Origin of the sequence: Acidihalobacter sp., assembly GCF_037381185.1 — a bacterium.
GTDB lineage: Bacteria > Pseudomonadota > Gammaproteobacteria > DSM-5130 > Acidihalobacteraceae > Acidihalobacter_A.
The window spans coordinates 1-13,516 of the sequence record NZ_JARRQY010000076.1; the positions used below are offsets into that span (position 1 = coordinate 1).

At 64.5% G+C, this 13,516-nt stretch carries 17 protein-coding genes; 8 read left to right on the forward strand and 9 right to left on the reverse strand.

The window, feature by feature from the left end:
* The first annotated feature begins 218 nt into the window (after positions 1-218).
* Positions 219-467: a hypothetical protein gene (locus P8014_RS18830; protein ID WP_337818865.1), complete on the forward strand. Its 249-nt coding sequence runs from the start codon at positions 219-221 to the stop codon at positions 465-467.
* A 293-nt stretch (positions 468-760) separates the two neighbouring features.
* Here the strand turns inward: P8014_RS18830 and P8014_RS18835 are convergent, their stop codons facing one another.
* The 5 genes from P8014_RS18835 to P8014_RS18855 all read right to left on the reverse strand — a co-directional run bounded on the left by P8014_RS18835 (position 761) and on the right by P8014_RS18855 (position 2,312).
* A complete protein-coding gene (locus P8014_RS18835; RefSeq protein WP_337818866.1) occupies positions 761-1,057 on the reverse strand; it encodes a type II toxin-antitoxin system RelE/ParE family toxin in 297 nt (98 codons plus the stop codon).
* Complete coding sequence (locus tag P8014_RS18840) at positions 1,057-1,311, reverse strand: type II toxin-antitoxin system ParD family antitoxin (protein ID WP_337818867.1); 255 nt, start codon at positions 1,309-1,311, stop codon at positions 1,057-1,059. The genes P8014_RS18835 and P8014_RS18840 overlap by 1 nt, the downstream gene beginning before the upstream one ends.
* A 110-nt stretch (positions 1,312-1,421) precedes the next feature.
* Entirely contained in the window at positions 1,422-1,553 is a 132-nt protein-coding gene (locus tag P8014_RS18845; protein ID WP_337818868.1) for a hypothetical protein, read from the reverse strand.
* Positions 1,554-1,728: 175 nt separating this feature from the next.
* On the reverse strand, positions 1,729-2,109 hold the full coding sequence (locus P8014_RS18850) for a PIN domain-containing protein (RefSeq protein ID WP_337818869.1): 381 nt from the start codon (positions 2,107-2,109) through the stop codon (positions 1,729-1,731).
* The gene (locus P8014_RS18855; protein WP_337818870.1) at positions 2,106-2,312 is read right to left on the reverse strand and encodes a type II toxin-antitoxin system VapB family antitoxin; all 207 of its coding nucleotides are present in this window, start codon (positions 2,310-2,312) and stop codon (positions 2,106-2,108) included. The genes P8014_RS18850 and P8014_RS18855 overlap by 4 nt, the downstream gene beginning before the upstream one ends.
* Positions 2,313-2,622: 310 nt before the next feature.
* Here P8014_RS18855 and P8014_RS18860 point away from each other — a divergent pair, with 310 nt between their 5' ends.
* Complete coding sequence (locus tag P8014_RS18860; RefSeq protein WP_337818871.1) at positions 2,623-2,985, forward strand: hypothetical protein; 363 nt, start codon at positions 2,623-2,625, stop codon at positions 2,983-2,985.
* Positions 2,986-3,127: 142 nt separating this feature from the next.
* Here P8014_RS18860 and P8014_RS18865 read toward each other — a convergent pair whose 3' ends face one another.
* The 4 genes from P8014_RS18865 to P8014_RS18880 all read right to left on the reverse strand — a co-directional run bounded on the left by P8014_RS18865 (position 3,128) and on the right by P8014_RS18880 (position 5,836).
* Entirely contained in the window at positions 3,128-3,916 is a 789-nt protein-coding gene (locus tag P8014_RS18865; RefSeq protein WP_337818872.1) for a DUF4339 domain-containing protein, read from the reverse strand.
* A 227-nt stretch (positions 3,917-4,143) separates the two neighbouring features.
* Entirely contained in the window at positions 4,144-4,383 is a 240-nt protein-coding gene (locus P8014_RS18870) for a type II toxin-antitoxin system RelE/ParE family toxin (RefSeq protein ID WP_337818873.1), read from the reverse strand.
* A gap of 73 nt (positions 4,384-4,456) precedes the next feature.
* Positions 4,457-4,723 carry an antitoxin gene (locus tag P8014_RS18875; protein WP_337818874.1) on the reverse strand — a complete coding sequence of 89 codons (267 nt, stop codon included), beginning with the start codon at positions 4,721-4,723 and terminating at the stop codon, positions 4,457-4,459.
* Positions 4,724-4,831: 108 nt separating this feature from the next.
* Positions 4,832-5,836: a WYL domain-containing protein gene (locus P8014_RS18880; RefSeq protein WP_337818875.1), complete on the reverse strand. Its 1,005-nt coding sequence runs from the start codon at positions 5,834-5,836 to the stop codon at positions 4,832-4,834.
* 544 nt (positions 5,837-6,380) lie between these two features.
* Here P8014_RS18880 and P8014_RS18885 point away from each other — a divergent pair.
* From P8014_RS18885 to P8014_RS18910, 6 genes are all read left to right on the forward strand, one after another.
* Entirely contained in the window at positions 6,381-6,608 is a 228-nt protein-coding gene (locus tag P8014_RS18885) for a CopG family transcriptional regulator (RefSeq protein WP_337818876.1), read from the forward strand.
* A gap of 9 nt (positions 6,609-6,617) precedes the next feature.
* Positions 6,618-7,022 (forward strand): type II toxin-antitoxin system VapC family toxin, encoded by a 405-nt coding sequence (locus P8014_RS18890; protein ID WP_337818877.1) that lies wholly within the window; start codon positions 6,618-6,620, stop codon positions 7,020-7,022.
* Between the two features lie 100 nt (positions 7,023-7,122).
* Positions 7,123-10,776: a UvrD-helicase domain-containing protein gene (locus P8014_RS18895; protein ID WP_337818878.1), complete on the forward strand. Its 3,654-nt coding sequence runs from the start codon at positions 7,123-7,125 to the stop codon at positions 10,774-10,776.
* Positions 10,773-12,611 carry an exodeoxyribonuclease V subunit alpha gene (recD, locus tag P8014_RS18900; protein ID WP_337818879.1) on the forward strand — a complete coding sequence of 613 codons (1,839 nt, stop codon included), beginning with the start codon at positions 10,773-10,775 and terminating at the stop codon, positions 12,609-12,611. The genes P8014_RS18895 and recD overlap by 4 nt, the downstream gene beginning before the upstream one ends.
* Positions 12,612-12,749: 138 nt before the next feature.
* Positions 12,750-13,115 carry an STAS/SEC14 domain-containing protein gene (locus tag P8014_RS18905; RefSeq protein ID WP_337818880.1) on the forward strand — a complete coding sequence of 122 codons (366 nt, stop codon included), beginning with the start codon at positions 12,750-12,752 and terminating at the stop codon, positions 13,113-13,115.
* Between the two features lie 87 nt (positions 13,116-13,202).
* On the forward strand, positions 13,203-13,516 hold a 314-nt coding region (locus tag P8014_RS18910), incomplete at its 3' end, for a hypothetical protein (RefSeq protein ID WP_337818881.1).

A 13,516-nucleotide genomic window follows, 5' to 3' on the forward strand; every position in this document is an offset into this window, starting at 1 on the left:
GATAGAAACCGATCCCGGCGCGTGCGCTTCTTCTTGGCCGCGTATTCCAACTCCGAAAAGCTCGATTGCATGGCGATCAACTCAACTGTGACGACGGCTCATTATCCCAGACTCACGACTAGCACAGACGCCTCAGGCGAATAAATCAGCGTGTCCTTAGTGGCAAAGGAAGAATTGAGATAGTAACTCCTAAAGAGTTTATTTCTGGAGGAACGGCCATGAACATTTTAGTGTCGTGCAGAGGTGCATCTGCAGTTGGTTCAAAAAAAACTGCGGATCGAGCGAAGAGTGCGGTGGGTAAAGTCAGAGACTATAATTTTGTGCTCGACAACTGTCATCAGTTTAGTGCGGGCTGCCTAACCGGCGACTTTGACAATTCTTGTAATTTTTTATGGATGCTAAAAGACGAAACAAAAAATGAATTAGGGTCGGATACTTGGAGGCATTGGGATATCGACTTATTTTGAGTTTGATGCGAGGACGCGAGGTCTGGTCTTGCCTTTTGCCCGCCCACGTGTGCCTCGGGGACAGGTCTTGCAATAACGCATTTACCTGACTGAGCCGCGCCCAACCCCGAAACTCGCTACATATGCGTTCGGCGGCCTACCGGCCGTTGCGGCTCTCCGCCGTGCCTAGCGGCACGAGGTCGGCGACGTGTTCGCTCCGGTTGGTGATGCGGAACGTCGAGCCGGATTTCGCCTTAGGCGTTGACGGTATTCTTCTTGTGGCGATCCAGTTTCCGGAACACCGTCTGCCTGCTTCACTCGATGAGTCTTCGCGGCGCGTCCATATCTTCGTGCAGCACGCGCACAATGCGTACTTCCGCTTCGAACACTTGATAAAACACCGCATGGTGTCCGCTGTGTAATCGCCGGTATCCCGAGCGGACATGGCTGTAGTCCGCTCCCAGCGCAGGGTGGTCGATCAGGTGCTTCATGCTTTCGCCCAACTGATCGAGGTACTCATCGGCCTGCTCCGCACTCCATGCCTCGCAGGTGTACATCCATATCTCGACGAGGTCCGCTTCGGCCTGTGGCGTAAGGCTCAGCTCGCGCACTACCGGGACGCTTTCGAGCGGGCGCGTCCGGCCGCTTTTATGGCGGGCAAATCCAGAGATTTCGGCGAACCGCTGGCTTCTCCGGCCAGCAAGGCCTGCCGTAATGCCGCAAGGCGTTCCTTCTCCAACTGATCCCGGCGGATGAGGTGACGAATGTATTCGCTATCGTTGCCGAAATGCCCGGCTTCGATCTGGCCCTTGACCCAGCCGTCTTGCTGCGCGGTCAATGTGATGGTTTTTCGATGCATGCTCATGGAGTGAAGGCCGACGCAAGGTTGAGGTATGACAATATCATACCCGACGGGTCTTGAGTCTTGGTTTTTGCCTCGCGCAATAATCGCTGCGCGCGATTCGGTTGGCGGCGTTAAGCGCCAAAGGTCTTGTCGAGTTTGTCCAGCACGTTCAGGCCGTTCTGCATGGAGCTTTTGGCGACCCTCGCCCGAAATCGAGTTTCCGCAATCGCCCGCGTGGAAAGCTCTTCCGTCAGCTTGTTCATGCTGATGTGCTGCTGTCCGCCAAGGCCTTGAGCCTGGCGTGTTTGTCGCCTGGAAGGCGTACGGTCAGTGTTGCCACGTCAACGCTTCGGCAACAGTTGTTCCGGACCTAAAATGCGAATAGCGATGATACCCTGCCCGTTATACTCCTTTAGGCATCGCCGAGATTTTTCCGCCTTAGTGCGGCATGGACCGATAGGCGATGCCGAAGCGTTTGGCCAATCCGGCCAGGCGCTTGTCCAGGGTCCAAAGTTGTGCGTCCGACGTGATCAGCGTGGAGGCGAGCAGCGTTATGTCGACCAAGCCGCAGCCAAGCCCGTACAGTTTTTCCCGCTCGATGAATTCGCGCACTTCCGCCAGAGTCGCCTGATTGGAGGGCAGCAGGAGGTCGATGTCGCCGAGCGTTCGGATGCGCGGCTCGGGAGGTGTGCCGCATGCCAGTTCGGCGACGATCATCGGATGAACCAGCGCTCTATCCGCCTCGATCAGCCGGACCAGGGCATCGTTGCGGGCCTTGAAGTGATTCACCCATACCGAGGTGTCCACCAGTACGTTCACTGCGCGGCTGGCTCCGCGCGCCAGCGCGGTATATCCTGCATGTCGGGCGCGGCGCCGCCCAAGGCAGAGAGGCGCTTGGCCGCTTGCACGCGCACGTAGGTCTTCATGGCCTCACGGAATATCTCGGCCTTGTCTACGTTCGGACCGGCCATTTCCAGGGCCTTCTGATACAGGGCATCGTCGATCGTGACCGTGGTTCGCATTATGTCCTCTCCGCATCATTAATGATGCGATTCTGCATCATTAAAAAGCATCAGTACAAGTTCGGCTATTCCAGTGGTCGGTGACGCGTAGGATCCTGCCGGTGCAGGGTCTTGCGCAGATGTTACGGAAGGCACGACGGGGCTTCGTTGGCGCTGCTTGGCCATAAGGTTTTCTGGTCGGGCATATGCCTCGGCTCATGGTTTCGTCGGCCTTGATGTGCTCCCCAAGCAAACGACGCGATATGTCGTGTGGTGCGCTCATGCTCTGCGATACGCGGGCGTTCCCGCGAAGCGTCGTCGAGGTGGGAGCATGAAAAAAAGGTTGTTGGCCGTGTTGGTCATTTTGAGTTTAAGCGGGTGCGGAAATTCATCAGCGCCGGTTAAGGTCGCGATTGGCGGCAGGATCGATTTTTGGACGGATGTGCATTACACCGAGGTGAAGGTGACGGCAACTGCCGATGCGGTGACGGTCGAAAACATCGTGGTCAATCGTGGCAACTGCGGCATCGACAACCGGAGCGTGGCGATCCACGGCGACATTGCGTCCATCGTGAAGGCGCTGCCGAAGAAGCTGACGTTCGGCCAGACGGTTGCGGTCGACGTCGTTGGCTTGTGCAATGTGTCGGAAGTGACGGTTGTCACGAATCGCGGACGTTGGACGTATGAGTTTTGAGTCGCGCTACTCTCGGTCTATGGAGGAATGACGCGCCGCTTGCGTGGTACTGGCAGATGTCCGGGCCGGTATGAGGTACGCATACCTCTCGGCCGGCCCGGATGTGTTTCGGACTACCGTAACGCTTGCCGGCGTTGGTTGTTTACTGTGGGGGTACTTTGACTTCGATGTGTCCGTCCTGGGTATCTTGCACGGTGATACGTAGCCTGTTGCCGTTGTCGAGCAGGGCGTCGGCTTTGTAGAAGCCGTTCGACATCTCTTTGCCCAGCATCACGTTGATGCAAGTAGCCGTGCCGTTTAGCTGTTTCTGGATGATCTCGGTCACCAGCGGGCAGGCGTTCTGTTCGAGCATGATCGTGTAGCCCTGTTGTTGCTGGTAGGACTGTACGCCCAGGACGAGCGCGGAGGAGAAGATCAAAGCGCCGACCCAGATCCAGAAATGATGCTTGCGCTGGCCGAGCAGCTTGGCGCGGCGCCAGTAGTAGGTGGGCAGAAACAGCAGCATCCACCAACTGGCGGGCGAAGGATAACCGGCTTTCTTGACCTTGCGCTCGTCGATGAACAGAAACACGAGGGTCGCGGCGATGAAGATGAGGGTCCAGACGCCGCCGGTGTCGCTGGCCCCGCCGGTGAGGATGTAGGCGAGTTGCGCGGCCGTCACCACGACCAGCACCGCGATGCTGGCCCAGACGTAGCGGTTGCTGACCATACTGGTCAGCGGTGGCGGGACTGCGGCAGTCGGTGTGGGCGGCGGGAACAGTCCTCCCAATACCGTTTCACTGGCTGGCCGCCATTCGCCGGTGCCGGGCCAGACGCTGGTATCCGGAGCGATTCCGCCTTCGGCTACCAGCGCTTTCATCCGTTCGAAGCTCAGTGGGCCGGTGCGCTGGCCCTCGTTGGCGTAATACCAGTTGTCGGTCGGTTCGCTCATCCGTATACCCATCCCTTGGTCGCTGTGACGTGACGCCGCACGGCGCGGCGGGGACGAGCTTATGGGGGTGGGGCGACGAACTGCGTCGTTTGGGCTTGGTTTGTTATGCAGGTGATGGGCCAAAGGGGATGGTCCGCATCGAGGCGCCTAATCGTACCTACAGGATATGAAGCGCTTCGGGTGTGAGTCGGCGGTTGGCTTTCGAGCCAGTCACACGCCGGCGTGTCTTACGGGGCCAGCCTGTCGGCCAGTCGCGTCACCAAGTCCATGCGTTCATGGAGAATCGCCACGATCAATGCCGGCGTGTTCCCGCGTGGCAGGCAGAACACGACGTGATGCTCGCAGTGCGCCATGCGCAGTGAAGGATATAGCGCGTCCAATGCCTGCAATGCGCCTTGCCCGGTTGCGAGGCGCGTGATGCACTGTTTCAGGGTGGCGATGTGGCGACGCACCTGAGCATGGCCCATTGGCTGCGCGTGTAGCGGATGATGCCGCGCAGGTCGGCTTCTGCTGCTGCGGTGAGGATGTAATCGGGCGGGTTCAAGCACCGTCGCTTTCGGTTAGCTCCTCATCGAGAATGTCGCCGAAGCTTTTGGTGGACACCTTCCCGGATAGGCCCTCGCCGATGCGTGTGTCCAGGAGGGCCTTCAACTCCTGCCATGCCTGATCGCCATTCGCATCGCCGGGGAACAGGCGTTTAAGGGCGTATTGCTTGATCGTCTTGCCTTGCAGGGCCGCCAATGCCTTCAGGTTCTGATGCTGCTGGGGGGAATTTCGATCGTGAGTCGGCTCATGCGTGCGCTCCATGAATGCTACAAACCCACATTAGCACAAATGATGTTGGCGCCATCAGGGGCGAAGATGGAGGATGCTCACAGCGGTCGTCGGAACGACTGTCCGTGGCGCATCGATGGCTCAGGTCTCGCCGCCGTACCGCTCCGCTAGAGTCTGCGCCATACGCTGAAACTCCTCGCGCAGGCTGGCCGGGGCGAGCACTTCGACCTGCGCACCGAAGCCTTGCAACCACCAGCGCAGTTCGCGGTTGTCCGGCACGCTGGCCTCGACGCGAATGCGGCCGTCGTCCTGCGGCGTGAGGCGCTGGTTGTCGCCAAGCGGAGTTTCGGCAAGGTGCTCGGCCGCGTCGGTATCGAACAGGGCGACGAGGGCGACGGGCGCCTCGCCGGTGCTTACGCCCATGGCGCCTTGGGCGATGTAGGCGTCAAGGTCGAAGCCGTGGGGGCGGTTCAGCGACAGGTCGGTGGCTCCAGGATTGGAGAACCGATGGAGTGCCAGTTGGCGAATGTCGGCGTAGTCGCGCAGTGTCGCCACGAGGTAGGTGACCGAATCGCGCACCACCAGCCCGAGCGGGCTGACCTGATAGTGCTTGGTGTCGCCGGTCTGGCGGGCACTGTAGTCGGCCTCGAAGCGGCGTTCGCGCAATAGCGCGTCGTAGACTACATCGAGCACGTCGGTAGGCACATCGGCCCGACGCAGGCGCAACCCGCGCGGCAACACGCGCACCCGTTCGCGCCAGGTGCGGAGTCCCGAGGTCGCGGAAAGCTGGTCCAGCGTTACCCGCGCTTGCGCGAAGTGCGGTTCGAGGTGCGTCAGACTCGTGCGCGGCAGCAGCGGGCGCAGCAATTCGTCGGCCAGCACGAAGGTCAGAGCCGTGGATGAGTCCATGCCGGGCATGTCGTGCACGGCGCCACGCTCCCAGGCCCAGGCGTATGGCCGCATATGCGTGTCGCAGGTCAGCGGGAATATGCTCGATAGCGCTTCGAGGTCACGCTGCACCGTGCGCAGCGTGACGTTGAATCCCTCGTCGAACAGACGCGCCTTCAGCGCGACGGCATCGATGCCCTGCGGCTGTCGGGGAATGGCACGCAGCATGGCACATTGGCGAAGAAGGGCTTCTGGCATGGCGGTTCAGGTCGCTTGCATCACAATTGAGCGCATTGAATCAATCTGCCTGACAGGATGCTCAGGCATTGCCAAATCATAGTCGATTGGCGCGACAACCTGTGTCGTATGCTGCCTGCGAAGCTACGTCGCATGCTGCCTGCGAAGCTACGTCGCATGAGAACAAGGTTGTTCGGTAGATAGATTCCTTGATCGAGTGACGAGGAGATGCTTGGGACTTCAATGCAGCCTTCAACGGCCCTTGCGCTGCAAGACGCAAAGCGCCGCCGTGATCAGCAAGCCCCCTCCATCGACGATTCCACCCGACAAGCACAGCGCCTGTACCCGCTTCGTGGTCATATGGGTTTTACCCCATTTTGACGTTTGATCCCCTCCTGATCGCCCGCCTCGCGAACGTGCGCCTGGACGGGGATGGAGGACGATTTATGCGCGTGACCCCATGGCTGTTCGGCACGTGCAAGCCTTGGCCGCATGACGTTTTGACGCCGGAAAGAGAAGGCATATACTTGTACATATACGTGCCAGTCTATCGAGGAGGTGCGCCATGTCGCAGATCACGCTTTATCTGGACGAATCCACGCAGGCGCTGGTGGAGAAAGCGGCTGCGGCCAGCGGTCTGTCCAAGAGCCGTTGGGTGGCCGAGATCATTCGTAAATATGCCGCCGAGGAATGGCCGCAGGATTGCCTCGATCTGGCCGGGCGCTTCGCCGACTTCCCGCTGCGCGAAGACAACCCGAGTCCGCCGGCCGACGTACAGCGCCTGGGGTTTTGACGATTGGCCATGTTGATCCTGGACAGCAATACGATCAGTTACTACTTCCGTGGTGACCCGCATGTGGTGCCGCGCCTGCAAGCGCTGCGACCGATGGAGTTGGGCGTGCCGGCCATCGTGGAATACGAGCTGCGCTATGGTTTGATGCGCCTGCCTGAAAAAGTCGCGGCACCTCGGATGGCGGCGCTCGCGCAACTACTGCGACCGATGCAGTTGCTGCCTTTCGACAGCGAATGCGCGGCGCAGGCGGCCGAACTTCGCGCCGGGCTGGAGGCCCTCGGTACGCCTATCGGCTCGCACGATACCCTGATCGCCGCCACGGCACTGCGCCATCGGGCGGCGCTGGTGACGCGCAATGTACGGGAGTTTTCCCGCGTGCCCGGCCTGGTATGTCAGAACTGGCATCCAGATTGAAACCGTTTGCGGACAGTGTCGTGACGACCGGGAATTTGCGGAAGCTTGCCCGTCTCCTTGTCCCGGATTGCAAGCTCGACGGCGTGATGGAAAATCTGCGATGAACGAATTGAACATGCCTGGCTTCCCCCTGCACGGCGTGCAGCTCATCGAGGCCAGCGCCGGCACTGGCAAGACCTACACCATCGCCAACCTCTATCTGCGCCTGGTGTTGGAGCGCGAGCTGGAAGTGCCGCAGGTTCTGGTTGTCACCTTCACCAACGCCGCCACCGAGGAGTTGCGCGCGCGCATCCGCCGCCGCCTGCGCGAGGCGCGCGAGTTGCTGGTGAGCGGCACTGCCGAGGACGACGGCGATCTCGGCAGTATCGTGCGGCGTGCCGCTGATCCCGCGGCCACGGTGCAACTGTTGGACGACGCGGTGGCGCGTATGGACGAGGCGGCCGTCTACACCATCCACGGCTTCGCCCAGCGCATGTTGACCGACCACGCCTTCGAGAGCGGCGCACCCTTCGAGGCCGAGCTGCTGCGTGACGAGCACGGACTGCGCCGCGCCGTGGTGGAGGATTTCTGGCGTCGGCGCTTCTACGGCGCGCCGCCGGCCGACGTCGCCTGGGCTTCGGCGGAATGGAAGACGCCGGACGGCCTGTACCGGCAGATTGCCGATCTGCTCGGGCGCGACGCTGCGCGCCTGCTGCCTGAAGATGCCGCCGATCGTGCGCAGGCGCTGGAAGCGCGCTGGCAAGACTTGCGCCGGGAACTGGCGGGGACCTGGGGGCGGGACGGCGAGGCGGTGAGCGAACTGCTGCGTGCAGGTCCGGCGCTTAGCCGCAACCGCTACCGGGTCGCCACGGTCGAGCGCGCGCTGCAGGCCTTCGCCGAGTGGCTGGCTGGTGAGCCGCCGCCGGGTGCTTTGCCCGAGCGCATCGACCTGTTCACGCCGGCCAAGCTGGAGGCAGGCACCAAGAAGGGCCATGACACGCCTTCCGGCCCGGTGTTCGATCTGTGCGGCGAACTGGAAGCGCTGGGTCCGCGCCTGGCTCGGGCGCGCCGCGCCGCGCTGCTGGGCGAGGCGACGGCCTTCGCCCGCCAGGCGATCGCCGAACACAAGCGCGCGCGGCGCCTGCTGGCCTACGACGATCTGCTCACCCAGCTCGCCGGCGTGCTCGTCGGCACCGAAGGCGCGGCGCTAGTCGAGCGCATCCGCGAACGCTTCCCGGTCGCCATGATCGACGAATTCCAGGACACCGACCCGCTGCAGTACCGGATCTTCAGCACGGTGTATTCCCCGAAATCAGAGCGTAGCGAGGGGCGGCCAGACAAGGCGGGAAACGGCGAGGAAGCGGAGTTTGCCGTGGCGGCCGATGAGCATTCCGGGCCGATGTTCAATGCGGGATCATCGTCCCGCAGCGGCTCCGTCGCGTTGTTCATGATCGGCGACCCGAAACAGGCCATCTACGGCTTTCGCGGCGCCGACATCTTCGCCTACCTGCAGGCCAAGCGCGAAGCGCAGGACAACGCCTACACGCTGGCGACCAACTGGCGCTCGTCCAGCGCGCTGGTCGGGGCGATCAACCGGCTGTTCGCCGCACATCCCAAGCCCTTCCTGTTCGATGCGATCGAATTCCATCCGGTGCAGGCTTCACCCAAGGCCGACAAGGAGCCGCTGCTGATCGACGGCGAGACGCCGGCGCCGCTGGCGTGCTGGTGGCTGCTGCCGGCGAACGGCAAGCCGTTGCCTGGCGGCGAGGCCAAGCAGGCTGCGGCCGCCGCCTGCGCGCACGAGATCGCCGCGCTGCTGAGCCGGGCGGCGAAGGGCGGGGCGCGCCTGGGGGAGCAGCCGCTGGCGGCGCGCGATCTGGCGGTGCTGGTGCGTGACCGTTTCGAGGCCGCCGTGGTGCGCGAGGCGCTGGCGGCGGCCGGCATCGCCAGCGTGTTCCTCACGCGCGACAGCATCTTCGCCACGCCCGAGGCCGAAGGGCTGCGGCGTCTGCTGCGCGCGGTGGCCGAACCGGGCGATGCGCGCCTCTTGCGTGCGGCGCTCGCGACCGACCTGATCGGCGCCGATGCCGTCGCGCTGGAAGCGCTCAACCACGAGGAAAATGCCTGGGAGAGCTGGCTGACGCATTTCCAGGACGCCAACCAACGCTGGCGCGAGCACGGCTTCATGGCCATGTTCACGCGGCTGCTTTCCACATGCGACATCGCCCACCGTCTGCTGGCCGAGCCCGACGGCGAGCGGCGCCTGACCAACCTGTTGCAGCTCGGCGAGCTGCTCGCCGTGGCCGCGGGCGAGCGCAGCGGTTTCGAGGCGCTGTTGCGCTGGCTGGACGAGCGCATCGCCGAGCCCGACGGCGAGGACGAGGAGCAGCAGCTGCGCCTGGAAAGCGACGAATCGCTGGTGCAGGTGGTCACCGTGCACGCCTCCAAGGGGCTGGAATACCCGCTGGTGTTCCTGCCGTTCCCCTGGAGCGCGAAGCCGTTCAAACCCAAGGACCCGCTGGAGCACAAGAATCCGTTCGTGTTTCATGCCGCGGACGACTTCGCGCTGTGCGCCGACCTGGGCAGCGACGAGCGCGAGGCGCATGCGGCCCTGGCCGAACGCGAGCGCCTGGCCGAAGACCTGCGCCTGCTCTACGTCGCGCTTACGCGTGCCCGCCACCGCGTATACCTGAGCTGGGGAGCGGTGGCCGGCGCCGGCGAGTCCGCCCTGGCCTGGCTGCTGCACGGCGAGCGAGGCATGGGCGGGCGCGACGAGGAGGAGCTGCGCGCCGATCTTCTCGGCTTCGACCCGTCCGGTGACGCCTTGGACCTGCGCGAGCTGCCCACGGAACCGGCACCCCGGCCGCCGTCGCCTGAATCCGGCCCGCAGCACGCACGGCCGTTCGCCGGGCGTGTCGATGGCGGCTGGCGCGTGACCAGCTACTCCGGCCTGGTTGCCGGCCACGGCGAGCGCGCCGAACTGCCGGACTACGACGCCGTGGCGCTGGACGAGGCCGCTGCGCCCGCGCCGTTGCGCCCGGCGCGCGACGCCTTTGCCTTCCCGCGCGGCGCGCAGGCCGGCCTGTTCCTGCACGCCCTGCTGGAGCGTCTGGACTTCCCGCAGGCCCGGGGCGAGACGCTGTCGCAGGCCGTGCGCGACGGGCTGCGCCTGCATGGCTTCGACCCCGAGTGGCGGCCGGCCATCGAGGCGCTGATCACCCGTGTGCTGGACACCCCGTTGGACGATGGCGGTTTGTGCCTGCGCGAGGTCGAGCGCGCCGACCGGCGCGACGAGCTGGCCTTCTACTATCCCCTGGCGCCGCTGGAGCCGGGCGTACTGAATGCGCTGCTGGCGCGCAGCGGCCCGCTGGAGCTGGCCGGCGAGCGGCTGCACTTCAGCCCGCTGCGCGGCATGATGAAGGGCTTCATCGACCTCACGTTCCGCCGCGACGGGCGCTACTACCTGGCCGACTACAAGTCCAACCACCTGGGCGACAGCTTCGACGACTACGGACAGGCCCGTCTGGCCGACGCCATACGCGAACACCGCTACGAGCTGCAGTACCTCATCTACTGCGTGGCGCTGCACCGTCACCTGCGCACGCGCCTGCCGGACTACGACTACGAGCGCGACTTCGGCGGCGTGTTCTACCTGTTCCTGCGCGGCATGCGCCCGGCCGGCGGCCCGCGTCTGGGCGTGTACAGAGACCGCCCTGGGCTTGAGTTGATCGAGGCACTGGACGCGCTGTTCGCCGGCGTGGAGGGCGTGGCATGAGCGCGCTCTCGTTTCTACATCGCGCGGCGAGCCTCGGCCTGATCCGCGAGCTGGACTATCACTTCGCGCGCCTTGTCGACGAACTCGTTTCGCGTGGTGGGGAGAACGGCGGGCGTGGCGAGGCGCCGGACGGCGTGCTGCTCGCCGCCGCCCTGGTCAGCCGCCAGACCGGCGAAGGCGACGTATGCCTGCATCTGGCCGACTGGGCCGGACGTGCCGTGTTCGAGGACCTGCCGGAGCTGTCGTCGCCGCCGCTGACCGAGTGGCACGCTATGCTGGAGGCCTGTCCGGCGGTGGCGGATGGGCCGACCGCGCCGCTGGTGCTGGACGGCGATGCGCTGTACCTGGCCCGCTACTGGGCATTCGAGACAGGTCTGGCTGACGCGCTGCGCGTCCGTGCCGGGTCCTGGGCCGAGGGCGTCGACCGCAAGCGCCTGGCCGAAGGCCTGCGCCGTCTGCTGGGCGAGGACGCTGCGGCCGCGGATCAGCGGCGCGCCGCGGCGTTGGCCGTGCTGCGTCGCCTGGCCGTGATCTCGGGCGGCCCCGGCACCGGCAAGACGCGCACCGTCACCGCCATCCTCGCGCTGCTGCTGGAACAGGGCCAGGATCTGCGCGTGGCGCTGGCGGCGCCCACCGGCAAGGCCGCCGCGCGTTTGGCCGAATCCATCCAGGCCGCAAAGCGCGAGCTGCCGCTGGACCTCATCCAGCAGGCCGCGATCCTGGAGCGCACGCAGACCCTGCACCGTCTGCTCGGCGTCATGCCGGGTCGCAGCCAGCCGCGCCGCAACGCCGGCAATCCGCTGCACGTCGACCTGCTGGTGATCGACGAGGCCTCCATGGTCGATCTGCCGCTGCTGGCCCGCGCGCTGGACGCGCTGCCGGAGCACGCGCGCCTGGTGTTGCTGGGCGATCGCGACCAGCTCGCCTCGGTGGAGGCCGGCGCGGTGCTGGCCGATATCTGCGGCGAGGCGGCCGAGCCGCGTTATTCGGCCGAGCTGCGCAAGGCGCTGCTAGAGACCGCGGGCGAGACGCAAGGGCAGGCAGCCGAGGCGTCGGCCATGGCCGACAGCGTTGCCCTGCTCGCGCACAGTTACCGCTTCGCGCGCGAAAGCGGCATTGGCGCCCTGGCGCAGGCGGTCAATGCCGGCGACGCCGACGAGGCGCTTGGCGTGCTCGAGGCCGGCTGGCCGGATCTGAGCCTGGTGCCGCCTGCGCCGCTGGAGGCGCGCTTGGGCGAGCGGCTGGATGCAGTGCTGGGCGACACGCTTGCCGCCTCCGGGCCGGAGCAGGCCCTGGCCTGTCTCAAACGCCTGCGCATCCTCTGCGCCCTGCGCGAGGGGCCGTTCGGCGTAGTCGAGATCAACGCGCAGATCGAGCGCCACCTGCGCCGGCGCTTCGGCGTGGACACGCGCAAGCCGTGGTACCGCGGCCGGCCGGTGATGGTGCAGGGAAACGACTATGCGCTGGGCCTGTTCAACGGCGACATCGGCATCGTCTGGCCGGACGCCGCGGGCAGTCTGCGCGTGTTCTTCGAAGCGCCCGAAGGCAGTCTGCGCGCCGTGCATCCGGGGCGCATGCCGGCGCACGAGACCGTGTACGCCATGACCGTGCACAAGAGCCAGGGCTCGGAGTTCGACGAAGTGCTGCTGATCCTGCCCCGGCAGGACGCGCGCGTACTGACCCGCGAGCTGCTGTACACCGGCATCACCCGCGCGCGCAGCAGCGTGGAGCTGTGGGCGGACGAGCCGATCGTCGCCGCCGCCGTGGCGCGGCGTGTGCGAAGGGCTTCAGGGCTGGGTGGACGGTTGTGGGGTGACGAACCGAGTCGGGCTTGAGAACTTATCCCATCTGTTGCAGTCTGAATAATAACCATATTAATGAAATGGAAAGTCGGAGCAGCATGACGGACTGCGCAGCCTAAGCGTCAGGACGTGTGCGAACGTAGTGATGTTAATCCTCAGGAGGCTACCGTAATGATCAAACTCATGCCCGAACTGCCGTCCCACGTGGTGGGATTCGTCGCGTCCGGTCAGATCACGGCCGAGGACTATGAATCGGTCGTGATCCCCGCGGTCGAAGCCGCTCTGAAGACGCACGACAAGATCCGGCTGCTGTATCACATCGGTCCCGAATGGACCGGCTTTACTGCCGGCGCGATGTGGGATGACGCCAAGGTGGGGCTGTCGCATATGACGGCTTGGGAGAAAGTGGCGGTGGTGACCGATGTGGAGTGGATACGCGCCGGTGTGAAGTTCTTCGGTTTTACGATCACCGGGGTGGTGAAGATATTCGTGAGGCGAAGGCTTGGGTGGTGGGGTAAGGCAATGACCTGGAGTTGAGGATTGCAGGAAACCGAGTAACGTCACAAACCACATTTTTTGGATTGTTTTATCCGGTTGCCAGACTTCCCGGAGAGCACACTGCCCATGAACGACGTACTCGACAAGGTCTGGAGCAAGATCGTCGGCGGCATGGACTGGCTCAAGGCCGTGATCTACGGCGAGTTCGACGACGACCGTCCGATCTCGGCCATCGTTGCCGACATGCTGGTGAGCTTCGTGCCCGGGGTGATCATCGTCACCAGCGCCCGCGATCTGACCGCCGTCATCATCCGTCTGGTGCGCCATCCCGACAAGCGCGACGACGTGCACGAATGGATGCTGATCGTCGCCTGCGCCATCCCGCTGGTGCTGCCTGTCCTGGCCGCAGCGGTCGGTGCGGCCGCCGCCGGCGTGGGCGC

Coding starts and splice junctions, on each gene's coding strand:
- P8014_RS18830 (WP_337818865.1), top strand. CDS start 219: ATGAACATTTTAGTGTCGTGCAGAGGTGCATCTGCAGTTGGTTCAAAA.
- P8014_RS18840 (WP_337818867.1), bottom strand. CDS start 1,311: ATGAGCATGCATCGAAAAACCATCACATTGACCGCGCAGCAAGACGGC.
- P8014_RS18845 (WP_337818868.1), bottom strand. CDS start 1,553: ATGAACAAGCTGACGGAAGAGCTTTCCACGCGGGCGATTGCGGAAACT.
- P8014_RS18855 (WP_337818870.1), bottom strand. CDS start 2,312: ATGCGAACCACGGTCACGATCGACGATGCCCTGTATCAGAAGGCCCTG.
- P8014_RS18860 (WP_337818871.1), top strand. CDS start 2,623: ATGAAAAAAAGGTTGTTGGCCGTGTTGGTCATTTTGAGTTTAAGCGGG.
- P8014_RS18865 (WP_337818872.1), bottom strand. CDS start 3,916: ATGAGCGAACCGACCGACAACTGGTATTACGCCAACGAGGGCCAGCGC.
- P8014_RS18870 (WP_337818873.1), bottom strand. CDS start 4,383: ATGGGCCATGCTCAGGTGCGTCGCCACATCGCCACCCTGAAACAGTGC.
- P8014_RS18875 (WP_337818874.1), bottom strand. CDS start 4,723: ATGGAGCGCACGCATGAGCCGACTCACGATCGAAATTCCCCCCAGCAG.
- P8014_RS18880 (WP_337818875.1), bottom strand. CDS start 5,836: ATGCCAGAAGCCCTTCTTCGCCAATGTGCCATGCTGCGTGCCATTCCC.
- P8014_RS18885 (WP_337818876.1), top strand. CDS start 6,381: ATGTCGCAGATCACGCTTTATCTGGACGAATCCACGCAGGCGCTGGTG.
- P8014_RS18890 (WP_337818877.1), top strand. CDS start 6,618: ATGTTGATCCTGGACAGCAATACGATCAGTTACTACTTCCGTGGTGAC.
- P8014_RS18895 (WP_337818878.1), top strand. CDS start 7,123: ATGAACGAATTGAACATGCCTGGCTTCCCCCTGCACGGCGTGCAGCTC.
- recD (WP_337818879.1), top strand. CDS start 10,773: ATGAGCGCGCTCTCGTTTCTACATCGCGCGGCGAGCCTCGGCCTGATC.
- P8014_RS18905 (WP_337818880.1), top strand. CDS start 12,750: ATGATCAAACTCATGCCCGAACTGCCGTCCCACGTGGTGGGATTCGTC.